Annotated in this window: 19 protein-coding genes and 1 tRNA gene; 7 read left to right on the top strand and 13 right to left on the bottom strand. The window is 66.0% G+C overall.

What is annotated here, in order from left to right:
* Positions 1-9: 9 nt before the first annotated feature.
* The 3 genes from RMR04_RS06980 to flhA all read right to left on the bottom strand — a co-directional run bounded on the left by RMR04_RS06980 (position 10) and on the right by flhA (position 3,705).
* Positions 10-981, bottom strand: coding sequence for a DMT family transporter (locus RMR04_RS06980; RefSeq protein ID WP_311913742.1), 972 nt, complete (start codon positions 979-981; stop codon positions 10-12).
* Entirely contained in the window at positions 978-1,466 is a 489-nt protein-coding gene (locus RMR04_RS06975; RefSeq protein ID WP_311913741.1) for a GNAT family N-acetyltransferase, read from the bottom strand. The genes RMR04_RS06980 and RMR04_RS06975 overlap by 4 nt, the downstream gene beginning before the upstream one ends.
* Before the next feature lie 154 nt (positions 1,467-1,620).
* A complete protein-coding gene (gene flhA, locus RMR04_RS06970; RefSeq protein ID WP_311915757.1) occupies positions 1,621-3,705 on the bottom strand; it encodes a flagellar biosynthesis protein FlhA in 2,085 nt (694 codons plus the stop codon).
* A gap of 310 nt (positions 3,706-4,015) precedes the next feature.
* On the opposite strand from flhA, the gene RMR04_RS06965 reads away from it, so the two are divergent.
* The 3 genes from RMR04_RS06965 to RMR04_RS06955 all read left to right on the top strand — a co-directional run bounded on the left by RMR04_RS06965 (position 4,016) and on the right by RMR04_RS06955 (position 6,493).
* Positions 4,016-4,306, top strand: a complete 291-nt coding sequence (locus tag RMR04_RS06965) for a hypothetical protein (protein WP_311913740.1) — start codon at positions 4,016-4,018, stop codon at positions 4,304-4,306.
* Positions 4,307-4,410: 104 nt separating this feature from the next.
* Positions 4,411-5,874: an MFS transporter gene (locus tag RMR04_RS06960; protein WP_311913738.1), complete on the top strand. Its 1,464-nt coding sequence runs from the start codon at positions 4,411-4,413 to the stop codon at positions 5,872-5,874.
* 313 nt (positions 5,875-6,187) lie between these two features.
* Positions 6,188-6,493: a hypothetical protein gene (locus RMR04_RS06955; protein ID WP_311913737.1), complete on the top strand. Its 306-nt coding sequence runs from the start codon at positions 6,188-6,190 to the stop codon at positions 6,491-6,493.
* 21 nt (positions 6,494-6,514) lie between these two features.
* On the opposite strand, the gene RMR04_RS06950 is transcribed toward RMR04_RS06955, so the two are convergent.
* The 8 genes from RMR04_RS06950 to RMR04_RS06915 form a co-directional block, all read right to left on the bottom strand.
* On the bottom strand, positions 6,515-7,879 hold the full coding sequence (locus RMR04_RS06950) for a sigma-54-dependent transcriptional regulator FlbD (protein ID WP_103716223.1): 1,365 nt from the start codon (positions 7,877-7,879) through the stop codon (positions 6,515-6,517).
* A gap of 44 nt (positions 7,880-7,923) precedes the next feature.
* Entirely contained in the window at positions 7,924-8,274 is a 351-nt protein-coding gene (fliN, locus tag RMR04_RS06945) for a flagellar motor switch protein FliN (RefSeq protein ID WP_311913733.1), read from the bottom strand.
* A gap of 10 nt (positions 8,275-8,284) precedes the next feature.
* Complete coding sequence (locus tag RMR04_RS06940; protein WP_410492207.1) at positions 8,285-8,890, bottom strand: FliH/SctL family protein; 606 nt, start codon at positions 8,888-8,890, stop codon at positions 8,285-8,287.
* A complete protein-coding gene (fliG, locus tag RMR04_RS06935; protein ID WP_311915755.1) occupies positions 8,887-9,876 on the bottom strand; it encodes a flagellar motor switch protein FliG in 990 nt (329 codons plus the stop codon). The genes RMR04_RS06940 and fliG overlap by 4 nt, the downstream gene beginning before the upstream one ends.
* Positions 9,877-9,983: 107 nt before the next feature.
* Positions 9,984-11,660: a flagellar basal-body MS-ring/collar protein FliF gene (gene fliF / locus RMR04_RS06930; RefSeq protein ID WP_410492206.1), complete on the bottom strand. Its 1,677-nt coding sequence runs from the start codon at positions 11,658-11,660 to the stop codon at positions 9,984-9,986.
* A 196-nt stretch (positions 11,661-11,856) separates the two neighbouring features.
* Entirely contained in the window at positions 11,857-12,132 is a 276-nt protein-coding gene (locus RMR04_RS06925; protein WP_038359348.1) for a CtrA inhibitor SciP, read from the bottom strand.
* Between the two features lie 110 nt (positions 12,133-12,242).
* Positions 12,243-12,932, bottom strand: a complete 690-nt coding sequence (locus RMR04_RS06920) for a flagellar hook assembly protein FlgD (protein ID WP_311913731.1) — start codon at positions 12,930-12,932, stop codon at positions 12,243-12,245.
* 17 nt (positions 12,933-12,949) lie between these two features.
* Positions 12,950-13,807, bottom strand: a complete 858-nt coding sequence (locus tag RMR04_RS06915) for a flagellar hook-length control protein FliK (protein ID WP_311913730.1) — start codon at positions 13,805-13,807, stop codon at positions 12,950-12,952.
* 888 nt (positions 13,808-14,695) lie between these two features.
* Here RMR04_RS06915 and mnmA point away from each other — a divergent pair.
* Together mnmA and RMR04_RS06905 are read left to right on the top strand one after the other, a co-directional pair.
* Complete coding sequence (gene mnmA / locus RMR04_RS06910; protein WP_311913729.1) at positions 14,696-15,880, top strand: tRNA 2-thiouridine(34) synthase MnmA; 1,185 nt, start codon at positions 14,696-14,698, stop codon at positions 15,878-15,880.
* Between the two features lie 55 nt (positions 15,881-15,935).
* A complete protein-coding gene (locus RMR04_RS06905; RefSeq protein ID WP_311913728.1) occupies positions 15,936-16,589 on the top strand; it encodes a class I SAM-dependent methyltransferase in 654 nt (217 codons plus the stop codon).
* Positions 16,590-16,633: 44 nt separating this feature from the next.
* On the opposite strand, the gene RMR04_RS06900 is transcribed toward RMR04_RS06905, so the two are convergent.
* A complete protein-coding gene (locus tag RMR04_RS06900) occupies positions 16,634-17,044 on the bottom strand; it encodes a hypothetical protein (RefSeq protein ID WP_311913727.1) in 411 nt (136 codons plus the stop codon).
* 244 nt (positions 17,045-17,288) lie between these two features.
* Between RMR04_RS06900 and RMR04_RS06895 the strand changes: the two genes are divergently transcribed.
* A tRNA-Met gene (locus tag RMR04_RS06895) sits at positions 17,289-17,365 on the top strand.
* Positions 17,366-17,477: 112 nt separating this feature from the next.
* Here the strand turns inward: RMR04_RS06895 and RMR04_RS06890 are convergent.
* A complete protein-coding gene (locus RMR04_RS06890; RefSeq protein ID WP_311913726.1) occupies positions 17,478-18,053 on the bottom strand; it encodes a hypothetical protein in 576 nt (191 codons plus the stop codon).
* Between RMR04_RS06890 and RMR04_RS06885 the strand changes: the two genes are divergently transcribed.
* The gene (locus RMR04_RS06885) at positions 18,052-18,183 is read left to right on the top strand and encodes a hypothetical protein (protein WP_311913724.1); all 132 of its coding nucleotides are present in this window, start codon (positions 18,052-18,054) and stop codon (positions 18,181-18,183) included. The two genes, RMR04_RS06890 and RMR04_RS06885, sit on opposite strands and share 2 nt — an antisense overlap.
* Positions 18,184-18,403 lie beyond the last annotated feature (220 nt).

Here is an 18,403-nt window from a genome sequence, read left to right as displayed (position 1 = left end):
CCGGCCGGGCTATTTCCTGAGCGCGATCGCCGCCGCGCCGAACATCAGGAGCGCGCCGACCGCCTCGGGCCATCCGAAGGGTTCGCCCAGCGCGACCACGCCGGCGCCGACCGCGATGACTGGGCTGACGAAGGCGAAGAGCCCGGCGTAGAACGCGCCCCAGTCGCGCAGCAGCCTCAGAAAGATGGTGAAGCCGACGAGCGAGCCGACGATGACGACGAAGGCGAGCGCCGGCGCCGTCGGCCATTCCACAAGCGCCCGCAGATGCGCGATGCTGACAGGCTCGAGCGAGAGCGAGAGCAAAATCAGCCCAAGCGCACCGATCATGGTCTGCCAGCCCGCCAGCGTCAGGGTCGGCACAGAGCCTGCGATCTTGCGGCTCAGCACCGCCCCGACGCAGTGGCAGAACGTCCCCAGTGCGATCGCCGCCAGGCCCCAGAGTTCCAGCCCATCGCCCTTCGCCGCGCTCAAGCCCCCCAGCGCCCGTGTCGCGAACAGGAAGCTGAGCCCGATGGCCCCGAGAGCGACCGCGGCGATGCGGCGCCCGCTGATGGGCTGCCCCTCGATCACGCGGCTCGCCAGCACCGTATAGATCGGGATCGTCGCCATATTGATGATCGCCGCGAGCCCGGAGGGCGCGTGCGCCATGCCCCAGAACAGCAAAGCGTAATTGCAGCTATTGACCAGCAGCGCGGTGCCGACGAGCCGCAGCCATGCCTGTATCGGAACCTTGAACGCGCCACGCCCGGCCCAGGCAAGCAGCAGCAGGCCGGCGATGCTGAAGCGTGCCGCCGCCAGAAAGATCGGAGGCACATGCGCCACAGCGATCTTGACTGGCAGGAAGGTGAGCCCCCAGGCGAGGCACATCGCGACGAAGAGAAGAGCGTTGAGAGATAGAAATGGCTGCCTGGCCACGCGGCCACGCGCCTCGGTCGAGGCCGGCGCGACGAATGCCTCAGCACTGCTGCGCAGATCCGTCATATCAGGCGCTGCAGGAAGACGAGGTCGAGCCAGCGGTCGAACTTGCGCCCAACCTCGTTGAAACGCCCCGCCTGGGTGAAGCCGAGGCGCTCATGCATCCGCAGCGACGCTTCGTTCGCCGCATCGATGCCAGCGATCATCACATGCTTGTCGAGCTGGGCGGCATGGGGGAACAGAGCCGAGACCAGGCCCTTGCCGAGCCCCCTGCCCTGTCGGTCGGCACGGATATGGACGCTGTGCTCGACGGTGTGGCGATAACCCGGCCAGGCCCGGAAATCGCCGAAAGTCGCGTAGCCGACAGCTTCGCCAGCTTCATCGGCGACCAGCACCGGATAGCCCTGCTCCGTCCGCGCCGCGAACCAGGCCTGCCGATCCGCCAGGGTCGCCGGCGTCTCCGTGTAGACCGCGGTCGAGGTCGCGATCACAGCGTTGTAGATCGCCAGGATCGCCGGCAGGTCGGCCGCAAGGGCCGGTCGGATGCTCATGCTCGCGCTCTCGATTGTCCACTATAGAGTACGATATACTATTATAGTGAACAATCGAGCGTCAAGCTGGCTGGGCGTATGCGACCGGGATGTGAGTTGCAGGAGGCAAGCCCGAGCAGCGTCAGGCGATGGAGCCGTGTTGCCGGCGGCCGTCTCAGACGCTGCCGACCGTCTTCAGCCTGACGCGGGGATGGATCTCGGCCTGCGAGAGCACTGGCGTCTCCCGGCGGAAGCGCTCGATGATCTGCCGCGCGAAGGGCCGTGCCAGTCCGGAGGTGACGAGCGCCGGCATCTCGCCGATGCGCGCCGCCTCCTCGAACTTGTCGCGGACATGGCGCACAAACTCCTGCAGCCGCGAGGGCTGCATGGCGAGATGACGCTCCTCGCCCTGGCCGATAATCGATTCGGCGAAGATGCTTTCCCAGGCCGAGGAGAGCGTGATGATCGGCAGATTGCCCTGGCCGTTGGAGAACTGCGCGCAGATCTGACGGGCAAGGCGCGTGCGGACATGCTCGGCGATGTCGCGCGGATTCTTGATGCTGCCGGCGACTTCGGCGATGCCCTCGATGATGGTGGCGAGATCGCGGATCGAGACGCGTTCCGCCAGGAGCAATTGCAGCACGCGCTGGATGCCTGTGGTCGAGATCTGGCTCGGCACGATCTCCTTGAGCAGGTCGGCATGGTCCTTCTGCAGCTCGCGCAGCAGCTTCTGCACCTCGCCATGCGAAAGCAGCTCGGGCATGTTCGATTTCAGCACCTCGGTGAGATGCGTCGAGATCACGGTCGCGGCGTCCACCACGGTGAAGCCGCGCAATTGCGCCTCGTCCTGCAAGGCGGCGTCAATCCAGGTCGCGGGCAGGCCGAAGGTCGGCTCCAGGACATTATGGCCGGGCAGGTTCACCGCGCCACCCATCGGGTCCATGGCCATGTACTGGCCGGCATAAACGATGCCGTGCCCGGCATCGATCTCCTTGATCTTGATGTAATAGTAGTTCGCCTCGAGCTGGACGTTGTCGACGATACGCACCGCCGGCATGACGAAGCCGAGCTCGGCCGCGAGCTGGCGCCGCAATGCGCGGACCTGGTCCGTCAGCCTGTCCTGCCCGCCAGCCGCATTGACCAGCGGCAGCAGGCCGTAGCCGATCTCGATCTTGAGCTCGTCGAGCTTGAGCAGGTCGTTGAGCGTCTCCTCCTTCGGCGTGCCGTCGGCGGAGAGCGGCGAGGCTGCCTGCGCCGCGACCGCTTCCTCCGTCTGCTTGGTCTTGGCGAGCTTGCCGAAATGACGCGCGAGCCACGCCGAGCCGCCTGCCAGCACAAGAAAGGGTAGCATCGGGATGCCGGGCAGGACCGCGATCAGCAGCATCACCGCAGCCGACATGCCGAGCGCCTTGGGGTAGCCCGAGAGCTGTTTGCCGAGCGCCTTGTCGGCGGCACCGCGCACGCCCGATTTCGAGACGAGCAGGCCAGCCGCCGTCGAGACGATCAACGCCGGAATCTGGCTGACGAGACCGTCACCGACGGTCAACATCGTATAGTTATGCGCGGCCGCGCCAAAGCTCATGCCCTGCTGCGCGACGCCGATGATGATGCCGCCGAGCACGTTGATAAAGGTGATCAGCAGGGCCGCGATCGCATCGCCGCGCACGAATTTCGAGGCGCCGTCCATCGAGCCGAAGAAGTTCGCCTCGTCCTCCAGCGCCTTGCGCCGGACTTTCGCGACCTCCTGATCGATCAGCCCGGCCGAGAGATCGGCGTCGATCGCCATCTGCTTGCCCGGCATGGCGTCGAGCGCGAAGCGCGCCGCGACCTCGGCGATACGGCCCGAACCCTTGGTGATGACGACGAAGTTGACGATGATCAGGATGGTGAAGACGATCACCCCGATCACGAAATTGCCGCCCATCACGAAACTGGCGAAGGCCTCGATGACGTGGCCGGCCGCCGAAGTGCCCTCATGCCCGTGCTGCAGGATCAGGCGCGTCGAGGCGAGGTTCAGCGCCAGCCGGAACATCGTGACGATCAGCAGCACCGTCGGGAAGGCCGAAAACTCCAGCGGCTCCTCGATGAACAGCGCCGTCATCAAAACCAGCACCGACAGGATGATCGAAAGCGCCAGCAAAAGGTCGAGCAGGACCGCCGGCAGCGGGAAGATGAGCACCACCAGGATGCCCATGACGCCGATCGCCAGGAACAGGTCCGGCCGGTTGAGGAGCTTCCCCATCGCGCCGCGGCTCGGCATGTTGAAGCCGCCGCCTTGGCCTGCCGTCACATCGGTCATCGACCAACCCACTCCCGTCGCCACGGCGAACCCGTCCGCATGCGGACATACGCCCCGACAGAGGCATAACCCGGCAATTCTTGCCGGGTACATGGTGAACGAGTGGTTAAGACGGTCCAAAAAACCGCCCCGGGAACCTTTCCCTGAACAGGCCGTTATCGAACTGCCGCGTTATCGCCGCATTGCGCCGCGTAACTTGGCGCGGGTCGACAAAACTGGTTTTGCAAGACCGCAGATATTGGAGGAAGACTTGGATAGACGTTCCTTTGTGATGAGCATTTTCGGCGGCCTGGCTGCCGCGAGCCTGGGCGGCACCGCGATCGCGCAGGCCGCTTCGCGCAAGCCTGAGATGGCCCCGGCCGTGCCGGCTTCCGATGCGGTCGACGCCGCGAGCAAGACCGCGCTCGACAACACCGAGGCCGAATTCACCCAGTATGTCGGGCGTCATCGTCCGCACCGGCCCTTCGTCCCCCGTCATCGCCGGCCGGTCATCGTGCGCCGGCCCGTCATCGTCCGGCGCCCGCACCGCGTCATCCGCCGACGCCCGATCTACGTGCGCTGACGTCAGCGCCCAAACTAACGAGGCGGCGCCCGCAAGGTGCCGCCTTTTTCATACGGAGGCCGTTCGACCGATAGCGGCCTCGCGACAATCGGGAGGGCACCGGCATGACAGCGCCGGACACGGCTTTGCAGCCGACGATCTCGACCGATATCCCGGCCCGGCTCGACCGCCTGCCCTGGTCGCGGTTCCATACGCTGGTGGTGGTGGCGCTCGGCGTCACCTGGATCCTCGACGGGCTCGAGGTCACGCTCGCGGGTTCGGTCTCCGGCGCGCTGAAGCAAAGCCCGGCTCTGCGCTTCAGCAACACCGAGATCGGCATCGCCGGCGCGGCCTATCTCGCAGGCGCAGTCCTCGGCGCGCTTCTCTTCGGCTGGCTGACCGACCGGCTTGGCCGCAAGCGGCTCTTCACGATCACACTTCTGGTCTATCTCGTCGCGACGGCGGCGACCGCCTTCTCCTGGAGCTTTGCCAGCTTCATCATCTTCCGCTTCTTCACTGGCATGGGTATCGGCGGCGAATATACGGCCATCAACTCGACCATCCAGGAGCTCGTTCCGGCGCGAATGCGCGGCTGGGTCGATCTCGTGATCAACGGTTCGTTCTGGATTGGCGCGGCGCTCGGCGCGATCGGCGCGATTATCCTGCTCGATCCTGCAATCATCGATCCCGAACTGGGCTGGCGGCTCGCCTTCTTCATCGGCGCGGCCCTCGGCCTCGTCATCCTCGTCCTCAGGCAATGGATACCGGAGAGCCCACGTTGGCTGATCAGCCATGGCCGCCCGAATGAGGCCGCCATGATCGTCGCCGACATCGAACGGCGCGCCGGGGTTTCCTACAGCCCTGACGAGGCCCTGCCGAAGCTCCACCTGCGTCCGCGCGCCGCGACCCCGCTTCGGGAGGTCTTCCACGCGCTGTTCGTCAGGCACCGGCAGCGGGCACTGGTGGGGCTGGCGCTGATGGCCGCACAGGCGTTCTTCTACAATGCGATCTTCTTCACCTATGCGCTGGTCCTGACGGATTTCTATGCGGTGCCGTCGCAGGCGGTCGGCTGGTTCATCCTGCCCTTCGCGGCGGGCAACGTGCTCGGGCCGATCATCCTGGGCCGCCTCTTCGACACCCTCGGGCGGCGGCGGATGATCGCCTTCACCTATGCGATGTCGGGCCTGCTGCTGGCGGCGACCGGTTATCTGTTCTGGCGCGACCTCGTCAGCGCCGCGCAATTGACGGCCTGCTGGAGCATTGTCTTCTTCTTCGCCTCCACCGCCGCGAGCTCTGCCTATCTCACCGTCAGCGAGACCTTCCCAGTCGAGATGCGCGCCTTGGCGATCGCCGCCTTCTATGCCGTGGGCACCGGTATCGGCGGCGTCGCCGGTCCCTGGCTGTTCGGCGCGCTGATCGACACCGGCTCGCGCCTGAGCGTCTTCGGCGGCTACCTGTTCGGCGCCACCCTGATGCTGACCGCGGCCTTGATAGCTGCGCTTTTCGCCGTCCGCGCCGAGCGCAGATCGCTGGAAGACGTCACTCGCCCCCTCAACGCGGTCGACGAGCCCACGCCCAAGCGGCTTTAGAGCAGGATGCGAAAAAGTGGGCACCGGTTTTTCGCATTGATCCTGCTCTCACTCTTAGATGAGAGACGGATTCAGATTTCAGCTGGAATCACGGAGTGATGCCAGCTGAAATCATCCGGCTCTCGCAGGATGCGAAAAAGTGGGCACCGGTTTTTCGCATCGATCCTGCTCTCACTCTTGGATGAGAGACGGATGATCAGAGAAATTTGCGGAATGGGAACACAGACCACGAAAATGCGTTATCTTTTAGCCCCGGTTGCGCGCTCTGATGCGGGCACGAACAGGGATAGAAAACCAGTCTTCGGAGGATGCCGTGGATAGACGCTCATTCATCATGACCCTGATCGGCGGCATGGCCGCAGCCAGTCTAGGCGGCATGGCTGTTGCCGAAGCCGCCCAGCCGAAGCCGGCCCCGCTGCCGGAACCGCAACCGGGCAAGGCCGACGACCAGATCGCCGCCGAGATGACGGAGGGCCTGGACAAGACCGACGCCGAGTTCAGCCAGTATTACTATTATCGCCGCCGGCCGCGCTATTATGCCCGCCCGCGCTACTACGCCCGGCCGCGCTACTATGCGCGCCCGCGTTATTACGGCCGCCGGCGCTATCGCCGCTGGTGATCGGCAATTCGACCGACCGGGTCAGGCCGCGCTAACGCGGGCCTGGCCCGGCTCGGCCACGGCGATGCCGGCCGCTCCGTATTCGCTCAGCTTATTGCGCAGCGTCCGGATCGAAATGCCGAGGATCTTGGCTGCATGCGTGCGGTTCCCGAGGCAGTGATCCAGCGTGTCGAGAATGAGTTCGCGCTCGACATCGGCAACCGTGTGACCAACGAGCGAGCGCGTCACCGCCTCGGCCGTCTGCGCCGCCCGCGCGGCCGGGTCCCGACCGCTGGCGGGGCCGAGCGTCTCGCCCTCCGGCGTCATCACCGCTTCGGTGCCGATTTCGGGCCCCTGCGCCAGCAGCACGGCGCGATGGATCGTATTCTCCAGCTCGCGCACATTGCCCCGCCATGAATTGGTCAGCAGGAGCTTGCGTGCGTCGCTTGCCAGCGGCCGTAGCGGCAGGCCGTTGATCTCGGCATATTTCTTGGTGAAATGGTCGGCGAGCGCCAGGATATCGGCCGGCCGCTCGCGCAGCGCCGGCAGGCGTAAGTGCACCACGTTCAGCCGGTAGAACAGGTCCTCGCGGAACGAACCTTCGCGGACAGCATCGCCCAGATTGCGGTTCGAGGTCGCGATGATGCGAAGATCGACCCTGACCGGCTGCGTACCACCGACGCGGTCGATCATGCGCTCCTGCAAGGCGCGCAGCAGCTTGGCCTGCAGCCGCACATCCATCTCGGAAATTTCGTCGAGCAGCAGCGTGCCGCCGCTCGCCTCCTCGAACTTGCCGATGCGTCGCGCCACTGCCCCGGTGAAGGCGCCCTTCTCATGCCCGAACAGCTCTGATTCGAGCAGGTTGTCGGGAATCGCAGCACAGTTCACGGCCACAAAAGGCTTGTCCTTGCGCAGCGACTTCTGGTGCAGATGGCGGGCGATCACCTCCTTGCCGGTGCCGCTTTCGCCGGTGACGAGCACGGGGGCATCCGAGCGGGCGATCTGGGCCGCGAGCTGGACGACGCGCTCCATCGCCGGATCGCGCCAGATCAGGCTCGACTGATCGGCCGCGACCGCCTCCAGCACGGCAGCGATCAGTTCGGGATCGGGCGGGAGCGGCACATATTCGCGCGCCCCGGCCTGGATCGCAGCGACGGCGGCGCGCGCATCGGTCGAGGTGCCGCAGGCGACGATCGGTGTGCGGATGCGCTCGGCCTCCAGTGCCGCGACATATTTCGCGATCGGCTGCGCGACGTCGATCATCAGGAGATCCGCGCCCTTGGCGCGCAACACGGCGAGCGTCTGGTCGAGGCTCTCCGTGTGCGTGACGCTCGCGCCATGCGCGATCGCGATCCGGGCGGCCGCGATGATCTGCCCCTTGAGACCGCCGACGATGATGAGGCGCATGGCTCAGGCCTTTCCGTATGAGAACGTGATGGGGCGGCCGGTCTTCACCGGTCGGCCTTGATGATTTCGGTCATGGTGACACCGAGCCGGTCCTCGACCACGACAACCTCCCCGCGCGCGACCAGCCGCTCGTTGACGAAGATGTCGATGGCCTCGCCGACGCGCCGGTCGAGTTCGAGCACGGCGCCGGGCACAATCTGCAGCAGGTCGCCGACCGCGATCCGCGACGAGCCCAGCACTGCCGAGACCGTGACCGGTACGTCGAATACCTGTTCCAGATCCTCGGCGGTCTTGACCGGTATCGGCCCCGAGCGCGCCACCGAGGACGCCTCGTGATCGAAGGAGAGATCGGCCGGGTTCAGTGGTGGCAGGTTCAAGTCGTTGCCTTGGCTCATCTTGGTGTCCTCACTCGGCAAGGCTGCGCGGACCGGCATGGCCGAAAACGCCCGTCACAGCCTGCTCGACCAGTTGCGACAGACGCTGCGCGTCGATCACGAAGCCGCCATCGGCCCATTCGATACGCCCGTCGCCGGGCGCGATCTCCGGCTCGCCGAGCACGACGAGACGCCCGGCGAAGCCGCTCTCCCGCGCCAGACGAGCGATCAACGCTTCTACGGCCTCCACCGCGCCCTCATTCACCCGCAAGACAAGGTGCGGCGCGAGCCGCGCATGCGAAAGGCATTCGCGTACGGCGTGCTCAATCTCGGCCAGCGGCTTCTCGGCAAGCGCCGCGCCCGCCAGCGCCTTGGCCGTGGCGATGGCGATATGGGCGGCCTGCGCCTCGATCGCGGCAGTGCGGGCGTCCTCCTGGGCGAGCAGGCGCTCGGCCGTGCGGGCAAGCTGGGCGACCATGCCGTTGAGCTGTCCCTCGGCGTCGTGTCGCGCCTGGGCCTCGCCCGCACGGAACGCCTCGGACTTCGCCGCGGCGAGGTCGGCCTCGCCGGCCGCCCGCCGGCCGCCCTCGCGGAAATCGGTGCCAAACGTGAATTTCGTGGCGGTGCGCATCGTCAATAAACCAATTCGTCTTCGGAATTGCCCTTGGACAGGACGATCTCGCCCTTGTCGGCGAGCTCCTTGGTCAAGGCCACCATCTTGGCCTGCGCCTCGTCGACCTCCTTGAGGCGCAAGGGGCCAAGGCCCTGCATGTCGTCCTGCATGTTCTTGGTGGCACGCTGCGACATCGCGCCGAAGAAGAAGTTGCGCATATCCTCGCTCGCACCTTTGAGCGCCCGCGCGAGCGTGTCCTTGTCGACCTGCCGCATCAGCGTCTGCAGCCCGGCCGGATCGAGCTTGCCGAGATCCTCGAAGGTGAACATCAGCGCCCTGATGCGGGCGGCCGATTCCTGGTTGGAATCGTCGAGCGCCGCGAGGAAGCGAATCTCGGTCTGGCGGTCGAAGCCGTTGAAGATCTCCGCCATCATCTCATGCGGGTCGCGCCGGCGGGTTTGCGTCAAGGTCGAGACGAATTCGGTGCGCAGCGTATTTTCGATATGGTCGAGCGCCTCCTTCTGCACCGCTTCCATGCGCAGCATGCGGCTGACGACGTCGATCGAGAGTTCGTTGGGCAGGTTGCGCAGGACATTGGCGGCGTGCTCCGCCCTGATCTTCGAAAGGATGACCGCGATCGTCTGCGGATATTCGTTCTTGAGGAAGTTCGCGAGCACGACCGCATCGATATTGCCGAGCTTCTGCCACATGTTGCGGCCGGCAGGCCCGCGGATCTCCTCCATGATCAGGGCAACCTGATCGCTCGGCAGGATCTTCTCCAGGAGCGAGATCGTCCGGTCGAACGAGCCCGTGACCGCGCCCGCACTCGACAGCCGGCCGACGAAGTCCAGCATCAGCCGTTCGACCTCGTCGGCGTCGACCGTCCCGAGTTCGGCCATGGCGCGGGTGATGATGCGGATCTCCTCATCATCGAACTCCTGCCAGATCGTGCGGCCATGATCCTCCCCGAGCACGAGCAGGATCACCGCGGCGCGCTGCGGCCCGTTCATCTCCGCGATCGTGGTTACGCCGCCGCTATAGCTGCCGGCTTCACTATCCCGGCTGCCGGAGTTGCGCGTGGCGATGGAACGTTCAGCGGCCATGGCTCAAAGACCCGTCATGCCGCTGATTTTTCGTGAATCCAGCCGCGCAGCACCGCGACCGAATCGGCGGGGTTCTGCGCCACCAACGCGCCGATCTTCTCGACGGACTGAGCCTTGAGCTGTCCCTTGATCTGCGCGACCGCGAGCATGCGCTCGGACGGCGCCTCGACATCCATCTCGCGCGCGCCGTCCGGCCCCGTCACGGAGCGCGGGCTCGCAGGGTCGCCGGTGCCATCGGATTGGACCAGGGCGAAGCCCTCGCGCATGAAGCTCGGAATGGGCCGCGCGCTGCCCGGATCGGGCGCAAGGGCCTGCTTCAGCAGCGGCCGCACCACCACCATCAGCACGATCAGCGTCAGCAGCGAGATGACGCCGAGTTCGGCGAAGCGGATCATATCCTCCTTGGTGAAGGAGAGCAGTTGCTGCATCAGGGATTGTTCGGGCAGCTCGACGATCGCCTGCGGCGCTTCAGCGAAGCGCAGATTGACGACCTCGACCTTGTCGCCGCGCGCCTCGTCATAGCCCATCGCCATGCGCACCAGCTGGCCGATCCGGTCCAGCTCCTCGCTGCTGCGCGGCTGGTAGGCGACTTCGGTGCCGTTGCGGGTGTAGTTTCCATCGACCAGCACCGCGACCGAGAGCCGCTTGACACGCCCGCCCTCCAGCACCTCGGTGCGGGTCGTGCGTGAGATTTCGTAATTGACCACTTCCTCGTTCTTCGAAGAGGCGTCCTTCTGATTCTGCTGGGCGCCCTGCCCCGCCTGGGCTCCGGGCAGTTCGTTGCCGACCGTGACGGCCCCGTTCGTGCCATCGGTCGTTGCCGAATTCTCGGTGCGGTTCTGGCTGGAGCGGATGACCTTGCTTTCCGGGTCATAGGTCTCCGAGCGGCTCTCGATGCGGTTGGCGTCGAGGGTAGCCGAGACCTGGACCCGCGCCCGCCCCTGCCCGACGACGCTGGCGACGATATCCTCGACCTGCGTCTTGACCCGCTTTTCGATCCCCATCTGCCGCTCGTCGATGCCGAGCCCGACAAGCCCTTGCTCGCCCTGGGCGCCGTCGGCCAGAAGCCTGCCGCGCTCATCGACGATCGAGACGCGCTCGGGCTTGAGCCCGTCAACGGCGGAGGAGACGAGATGGCGCACGGCACGCACCTGCGCCGCGTCGAGTTCGCCGGCGAGCTTGAGCACGATCGAGGCGCGCGGCGCTTCGCGATCGCGCTCGAACAGGCGCTTCTCCGGGATGACGAGATGCACACGCGCCGCCTGGACGCGGCTGATCGAGCGGATGGTGCGCGAGAGCTCGCCCTCCAGCGCGCGCAGATGGTTGATGTTCTGGACGAAGCTGGTCGAGGAGAAGGCATCGCCCTTGTCGAAGATCTCGTAGCCGACGCCGCCGCCGGACGGGATGCCCTTGCTGGCAAGGTCGAGCCGCAGCCGCGGCACGTCGGCCTTGGCGACGAGCACGGTCTGCCCGTCGCCGCGCAGCTCGTATTTGATGCCGCGCGTATCGAGATCCTTCAGGATCGCACTGACATCCTGGTTCGACAGGTCGGAGAACAGCACGCTCATCGCCGGCTGCGACATCCTCAGCATGACGAAGCCGAAGAAGCCCACGAGGCCGAGCGTCACCGCTAGCATCGCCGCCAGGCGAGCCGCTCCGAATTTCGTAAACTGACCGACGATGCCGTTCACGCAGCCATCCGTTCCACAAAACCGACATCGCCGCACACGAGGCACGACGCACTAGGCAAGTTTTTCCCAGTGCATGGTTAGCGCCGGGTTAACGAATGGTGGATTGATGGCGATAGGCACCGAAAATGCGAAAGGCGCCGGCCCGATCGGACCGACGCCTTGGTAATGGACCGGGCAATGGACCGGAAAAGGGATCCTATTGACGGTAGTGCTGGATGCGCGTCGTCCGCAGACCGGCGAGGCCGTGCTGATCAATAGACATCTGCCAGCTCAGGAATTCATCGACGGTCAGCGTATAGCGCTGGCACGCTTCCTCGAGGCTGAGAAGGCCGCCGCGGACGGCCGCGACCACCTCGGCCTTACGCCGGATCACCCAGCGGCGCGTATTCATGGGCGGCAGATCGGCAATCGTCAACGGACTTCCGTCCGGTCCGATCACGTACTTCACCCGCGGTCGCAAAGGCTCGGTCATGGTACACTCACACAACTCAACAGACCTACTTCTGCTGAGCATAGGCGTCCGGCTTTAAGATTTACCTAAAGCGAATCGGACGGCTTTCCCTATCTGCGCGTCAGCCGCCATCAGCCCTTGATCACCTTCTTGACCTTGTCGATCGGGACGCTGATCGTACCGATCTTGAGCATCGGCGCGTCGCCGCTCAGATCGATGCTGTCGACGACGCCGATGATTTCGGTCTTGGCGACCACCGCCTGGCCGGACACATCCGTGGCGTCGACGGTGATGGTGTAGTCGCCAGCGGGCGCGACCGTGCCGGTCGAGGTGCTGCCATCCCATTGGACGGTCTGCTCGCCCGCGGCGAGGCTCGTCGTCAGGGTCCGGACCACCGAGCCGCTGGAATCCTTCACGGTGATATTGGCAGTGCCGGCGCTCGCCATGTTCACCGACCAGTAGGCGGATCCGTTCTTGAGCGGCGCCGTCGCGCCGTCGGCGGTGATCGTCGCACCGATGAAACCGACCGCATCCGTCGTCGTCGTCGCCTTGTTGAGAGTGAGCAGCGCACTCAGCGTGTCGTTCATCTTGAGCTGCTGCTCGACCCCGGCGAACTGCACGAGCTGGGCGGTGAACTGGTTGGTGTCGAGCGGATCGAGCGGGCTCTGGTTCTTGAGCTGCGTCGTCAGCAGCGACAGGAACTGGTCGAAATTCCCGGCGATCGCCGTCTGCGAACCGGATACGGTGCTGCTGCTCGTCGTCGTCGAGGAGGTGTTCTGGAACCCCGCGGTCGTCGTCGAGGAGGTGTTGGAAACGGCCATGGTGCTTCTCCTTGCCGTCAGATGCTGAGATCGACGCCGCCGAGCCTGACGAGGCGGCGGGTCTGGACTGGCTGGGCGGGTGCGACGATGTCTTCGCCGGTTTCCGTGGCGGTCGGCGTGCGACGCGGCGCATCGTCCTGCTGCCGGTTCTGCCGGAAGCCGGACTGGTCGGCAGGGTCGCGCAAGCTGATATCGACGCCTGCATCGGAGGGCTTGAGACCGGCCTGCTCGAAGGCCCGTTCGAGCGTGCGCGAGTCGCGCTGGAGCATGTGCAACGTCTCGACCCGGTCCACAACCAGCCTGGCGCTGACCTCGCCCTTGTCGGACACCTCGAGCTTGACATCGACGCGGCCGAGTTCCGCCGGATCAAGCCGGATGTCGAATGACCGGGAGCCCGCCAGCGCCTTCATCCCGATCTCGATGGGAACCATGTGGAGCGGCGTCGTCTGCGTGGCCGCGGCAGCCTGGCCATGAGCCGTCGTGGCCTGTCCGGCGGCAGTCTGCTCTGGAGTGGTCACGTCCAGGGTGCCGCCCGCCTTGCCCCCGCGCGACTGCGCCAGCGCCGAAAGATCGATCAGGTTTTGCGGAGTCTGCAGCAATTCGAGTGGCTTGAATTCGGCCTGCGATGCAGCAGGCGCAGCTGAAGAGCTGGTCGGCTCGTCTTTGCCAGCTTTAGCCGCGCGCAAGGCCGGCTGTCCGTCGCTCGCAAGCTGCGCCTTGCCGCCTTCGCCATCAGAGAGGACGCCGGCGTCCGCTCCCGCATTGCCGGCGGCATCCCCCTGCAAGGAGGTCGCGACGGCCGGCTTCGGCGAGACGAGCCCGGCCTTGGCGATGCCGGCCCCGAGAGCCGCACCTGCAGCGGGCGCCTGGGTCACCGCCGTGGGCACAAGGCCAGGAACGATCGCGGCGGAGAGATCGATGATCGGCGCTACCTGAACAACGACGCCATCGGCTGGCGTGGCGAGAAGCGCGGAGGGATCTGTCGTCGGCGTCTCGCTCGCCTTGTCCTTGACGCCCTTGGCGTCCTTCTCTTTACGGATTCACCGCTCGTCGGCGCCTCGGCCTGCGTGGCAACGGCGATGCTGACAAGTGCGCCGATATCCTGCTGAACCGGGGGCGAGCCCGTGGCGCCCTGAGCATTAGGCGTGGTCTCGCCCGGCTTGGCAGCGATCGGCGGCTGCGTGGCCGCATTCGCCTTTGCAGCGTCTGTCTTGGCGCCATCCGTCTTAGCGCCGTCCGTCTTAGCGCCGTCCGTCTTGGCGCCGTCCGTCTTGGCAGCATCCGTCCTGGTGGTATCCGTCCTGGCATCGGGCCTTTGCGGCGAAGGTCGATCCTCGGCCTGCGCCTGCTCGGGTTTCGGGCGCGGCGCGGAGGTGTCCTGCGCGGGTGAGGCCGTCTCGCGAGACCTATCGTCTGGCAGCGTGAACGCCTCAGCCGCGCGGCCGGAATCCGGCTCTGCCGCGCGACGGCGCACAGGAGCGGGTTCGGTCAAGGCAGACGAAAGCGTGAGCGACTGAACAGACATCGGCGATTCCGGACGCGGGCAGCACAACGCCCGCCCCTCCGGGGAGCAAGTCCCACGCCATGGAATGCATGCACTATATCAATGACTTAACCGCATCGCGCGATCACCATGACGGCAAGAAGCGCCGGTCTTGCACCCCGACCCGGCAGGATTTGCCGATCGCACGCTGGCAGGCGCGCGCCAAAGCCGATATAGAACCGCCGATCGCATCCGCCGCCGTCCCGGACCGGACCATCGCATGACCACGCCCCTCAACTCCCTCGACATCGCCAAGCCGCCCGCGGCCACGCGCGTCGTCGCGGCGATGTCCGGCGGCGTCGACTCCTCCGTCGTCGCCGCGCTGCTGAAGCGCGAGGGCTATGACGTCATCGGCGTGACGCTGCAGCTTTACGATCATGGCGCGGCCGTGCATCGCGCCGGCGCCTGCTGCGCCGGCCAGGATATCCACGACGCTCGCCGCGTCGCGGAGGCCATCGGCATCCCTCATTACGTGCTCGATTATGAGAGCCGTTTCCGCGACGCCGTGATCGAGCGCTTCGCCGAGAGCTATCTCGCCGGCGAGACACCGATCCCTTGTGTCGAATGCAATCGCACGGTGAAGTTCCGCGACCTGCTGGGCCTGGCCCAGGAGCTGGGCGCCGATGCGCTCGCGACCGGCCATTATGTCGTCAGCCGCGACCTCGGCACCGGCCATCGCGGCCTGTTCCGCGCCGCCGACGCCGCGCGCGACCAGAGCTATTTCCTCTATGCGACGACGCAGGAGCAGCTCGATCTGCTGCGCTTCCCGCTCGGCAGCATCGACAAGGCGCAGACCCGCGCGCTCGCCGCAGAACTCGGGCTCGGCATCGCCGATAAGCCCGACAGCCAGGACATCTGCTTCGTTCCCAATGGCCGCTATGCCGATGTGATCGAGAAGCTGAAGCCCGGCGCCTCGCGCCCCGGCGAGATCGTCCATCTCGACGGGCGCGTGCTCGGGCGCCATGACGGGGTGCTGCGCTACACCGTTGGACAGCGCAAGGGGCTGGGCCTCAGCGCGGCCGAGCCGCTCTATGTGCTGCGGCTCGATGCCGATCTCGCCCGTGTCATCGTCGGCCCGCGCGAGGCGCTTGGCGTGCGCGAGATCAGGCTGCGCGACGTCAACTGGCTCGGCGACCGGTCTCTGGATGCACTCCCGGCCGAGGGGCTCGATGTCGCCGTCCGAGTGCGCTCGACCCGGGCGCCGCGCGAGGCGCGGCTGATGCGCGACGAGGACGGCCTCAAGATCGAACTCGCCAGCGATGAAGAGGGGGTTTCGCCCGGTCAGGCTTGCGTCATCTACACTGATGCCGGCCCCGATGCGCGCGTACTCGGCGGCGGTACGATCCTGCGGCCGCCGCTCGCCATGCTGGCGCCCGCGCCTGCGTTCGCCCACGCGCAGCCCTGAGCCCGACGACGCCCGCCTCGGCTTTCCTGCAACCTCAATCGCCGCGAGCCGCTCCATGTCGGTGACTCACCTCGAAGCCCAGAAGCGCGCCTATGCGGCCTGGGCCAAGTTCTACGACAAGATCTATCTGCGCATGCTGGCCCGCCCGCAGCGCGAGGCCGTCGCGGCGGCTTGCGCCTGCGGTCCCGACATTCTGGAGATCGGCGTCGGCACCGGGCTGACCCTGCCCTATTTCACGCAAGGCACGCGCGTGCTCGGGGCCGATCTCTCGCTCGACATGCTCAAGGTCGCCAACCGCAAGGTCGCGAGCCAGGGCCTCGACCATGTCCGCGGGCTGATGGTGATGGATGCCTGCCGCCTGGGCTTCGAGGCCGAGCGCTTCGACGCCGTGACCGCGCAATTCGTGATCACGCTGGTGCCCGATCCCGAACAAGCGCTGGCCGAGATGGACCGTGTGCTGAAGCCTGGCGGCGAGATCGTGATCTCGAGCCGCCTCGTCGACGATGGTGGGCTGCTCGCGCCATTCTGGGCGGCGCTCGCGCCCCTCGCCAAGGCGATCGGCTGGAGCACGGATTTCAAGGTCAGCCGCCTGACCGACTGGGCGGCGCGCACCGGACGCTACGAGACCGTCCATGTCGGCCGGGGCTATTTCAAGGTCGTCCGCCTGCGCAAGACCGCGTCACATCAAGCAGGTAATGGCCTGATCTGATTCCGGCCCGGCTGGCACCATGCCTGCCGGGCCGGAAGAGTGTTTCAGGAACGCCGGCCAGCCGGGCGCGGCGCGGCCTCGAAGTCAAAGCATCCCGCCTGCGCGAGGTCGCCGCCCCGATCCGAGATGGCCTGGCAGGAGCGCAGACGCGCGCACATGTCGGCCACTACCGTATAGCCGTTGCCGAACGTGCCGGAGGGCTGCTTGTAGGCGCAGGCGGTCTCCCATGCAGGTCGCTCGGCGGCAGCCGCCGGAGCGCTCGCCATGGCGCCGAGCGCCGCGACGCCGAGAGCGATAGCGGCCACGGTCTGCGCGATACGCGGCCTGGCAATACGCGACTTGGCGTGTGTCAAAAGGGATTGCGCAAACGAAAAACTGAAGGATGAAATGAGCGTTGCCATGAAAGGCGGCCTCCGAAATGACCGGCTGCGCAGCGGAGCGATGGCGGCGATCATCGTCGACCATTCCCGCAGCGGCCCCTGACGCCGATCTGGCTATCAGCTAAGCCGTCGCATCCAGGCTTCAAGACTGCACCAATGCAAGAAACGCATGGCAAACCTACAATACCCGCCGCAAAGAGCGTAATGCGCATGTCATATGATTATATCCCATGCCGCCCGGAGGCTTGACGGCATCACCCTTCGCCCCCTATACGCGCCCTCACAAAGGCACGCCGTCAGCGGCGAGCCTTCGTCTCGGGGCGGGGTAGCTCAGCTGGTTAGAGCAGCGGAATCATAATCCGCGTGTCGGGGGTTCGAGTCCCTCTCCCGCTACCAACGCTTTCCCCAAACGGGGTGCGGTTCTCCGATGACAGTGATGAGGGACCAGGCCGACATGCATCGGCCCGTCCCGTTTCCATCCCAGCCATTCTATTTGCCGCCGCGCCTGTCAGGCGGTGGTGTCGACAAGGCCCAGGCTTGCGCTGGGGGTCTTGGTCGCGCTCGCGCCGGCTGCGTTGTAGGATGAGCTGGACAAGGTCTGCTGGGCGCTCTGCAGGACCTTGAGGAATTCCGCGAGCGGATCGGAAGCGGAGCTGGAATCCGTCGAGCTGGAAGAGGCCGCGTTCAGCACCCCGGCGAGCCCCGTCTGGGTATCGTCGCTATCCTGATCGCTGCTGTCGCTCTTGGCCGCCTCAGGTTTGTGGCCATGATGCCCGCCGCCGACGCGGTGCCCGCCCCCGAGCAGGCTCTTGAGTTCGTCGGCCTGGGCGCTGGTCAGCTTTCCCGACGACACCTCGCCATCGATGAGCGAACCGACCGTCGTGCCCAGCTTCCCGCTGGTGGAAGACGAGGTGCTTTGGGTCGAGCTGGCAGTGAGCTGCTGCTGGATGTCGCCAAGTGCGCTGCCGAGCGCAGTCCCGTCCGCGGCGGAAATCTTGCCCGAGGCGATGTCGGCGTTCAGCCGGCTTTGGACGCGCGTCTCGAACCGGGAATAGTTCTGCGCGCTGGACGATACGCTACTCATGGAACGCTCTCCTGACTGGCCCCTTTGGGTCATCGATGCCGGTGGCGGAGGCCGCATCGGTATCGGCCCCCTGGGCAAGCAGCACGCAATTGCCGAGCCGAAGAAAAAAGTAATTGAATCAACAAATTAAACAATTATTCGTCATAATGACCCGGCAGCTTTTGCCATGTTGCGAGGTCCGGGGGGCAGAAATTGCCCACTTGTCCGGTCTCATCGCCAGCATGCCACATGCCGCCGGGGCCAGGAATGCCGCGAAACCAGCGCGAAGCGGCATCGTCGGGCTCTTGCCTCACGCTGCAAATCATCCGAAGAGGACGAGGCTGCAATCGAACACGGTCGCGGCCCGCAGG

This window comes from Bosea sp. 685 (assembly GCF_031884435.1).
Classification (GTDB): Bacteria; Pseudomonadota; Alphaproteobacteria; order Rhizobiales; family Beijerinckiaceae; genus Allobosea.
This window is presented reverse-complemented; position numbering and strand designations above follow the sequence as displayed.

Coding starts and splice junctions, on each gene's coding strand:
- RMR04_RS06965 (WP_311913740.1), top strand. CDS start 4,016: ATGAGCATTTTCGGCGGCCTGGCTGCCGCGAGCCTGGGCGGCACCGCG.
- RMR04_RS06920 (WP_311913731.1), bottom strand. CDS start 12,932: ATGGCCGTTTCCAACACCTCCTCGACGACGACCGCGGGGTTCCAGAAC.
- fliN (WP_311913733.1), bottom strand. CDS start 8,274: ATGAGCCAAGGCAACGACTTGAACCTGCCACCACTGAACCCGGCCGAT.
- RMR04_RS06980 (WP_311913742.1), bottom strand. CDS start 981: ATGACGGATCTGCGCAGCAGTGCTGAGGCATTCGTCGCGCCGGCCTCG.
- RMR04_RS06960 (WP_311913738.1), top strand. CDS start 4,411: ATGACAGCGCCGGACACGGCTTTGCAGCCGACGATCTCGACCGATATC.
- RMR04_RS06900 (WP_311913727.1), bottom strand. CDS start 17,044: ATGATCGCCGCCATCGCTCCGCTGCGCAGCCGGTCATTTCGGAGGCCG.
- RMR04_RS06975 (WP_311913741.1), bottom strand. CDS start 1,466: ATGAGCATCCGACCGGCCCTTGCGGCCGACCTGCCGGCGATCCTGGCG.
- RMR04_RS06950 (WP_103716223.1), bottom strand. CDS start 7,879: ATGCGCCTCATCATCGTCGGCGGTCTCAAGGGGCAGATCATCGCGGCC.
- flhA (WP_311915757.1), bottom strand. CDS start 3,705: ATGCCGAGCCGCGGCGCGATGGGGAAGCTCCTCAACCGGCCGGACCTG.
- fliG (WP_311915755.1), bottom strand. CDS start 9,876: ATGAACGGGCCGCAGCGCGCCGCGGTGATCCTGCTCGTGCTCGGGGAG.
- RMR04_RS06885 (WP_311913724.1), top strand. CDS start 18,052: ATGGAACGCTCTCCTGACTGGCCCCTTTGGGTCATCGATGCCGGTGGC.
- RMR04_RS06890 (WP_311913726.1), bottom strand. CDS start 18,053: ATGAGTAGCGTATCGTCCAGCGCGCAGAACTATTCCCGGTTCGAGACG.
- mnmA (WP_311913729.1), top strand. CDS start 14,696: ATGACCACGCCCCTCAACTCCCTCGACATCGCCAAGCCGCCCGCGGCC.
- RMR04_RS06905 (WP_311913728.1), top strand. CDS start 15,936: ATGTCGGTGACTCACCTCGAAGCCCAGAAGCGCGCCTATGCGGCCTGG.
- RMR04_RS06925 (WP_038359348.1), bottom strand. CDS start 12,132: ATGACCGAGCCTTTGCGACCGCGGGTGAAGTACGTGATCGGACCGGAC.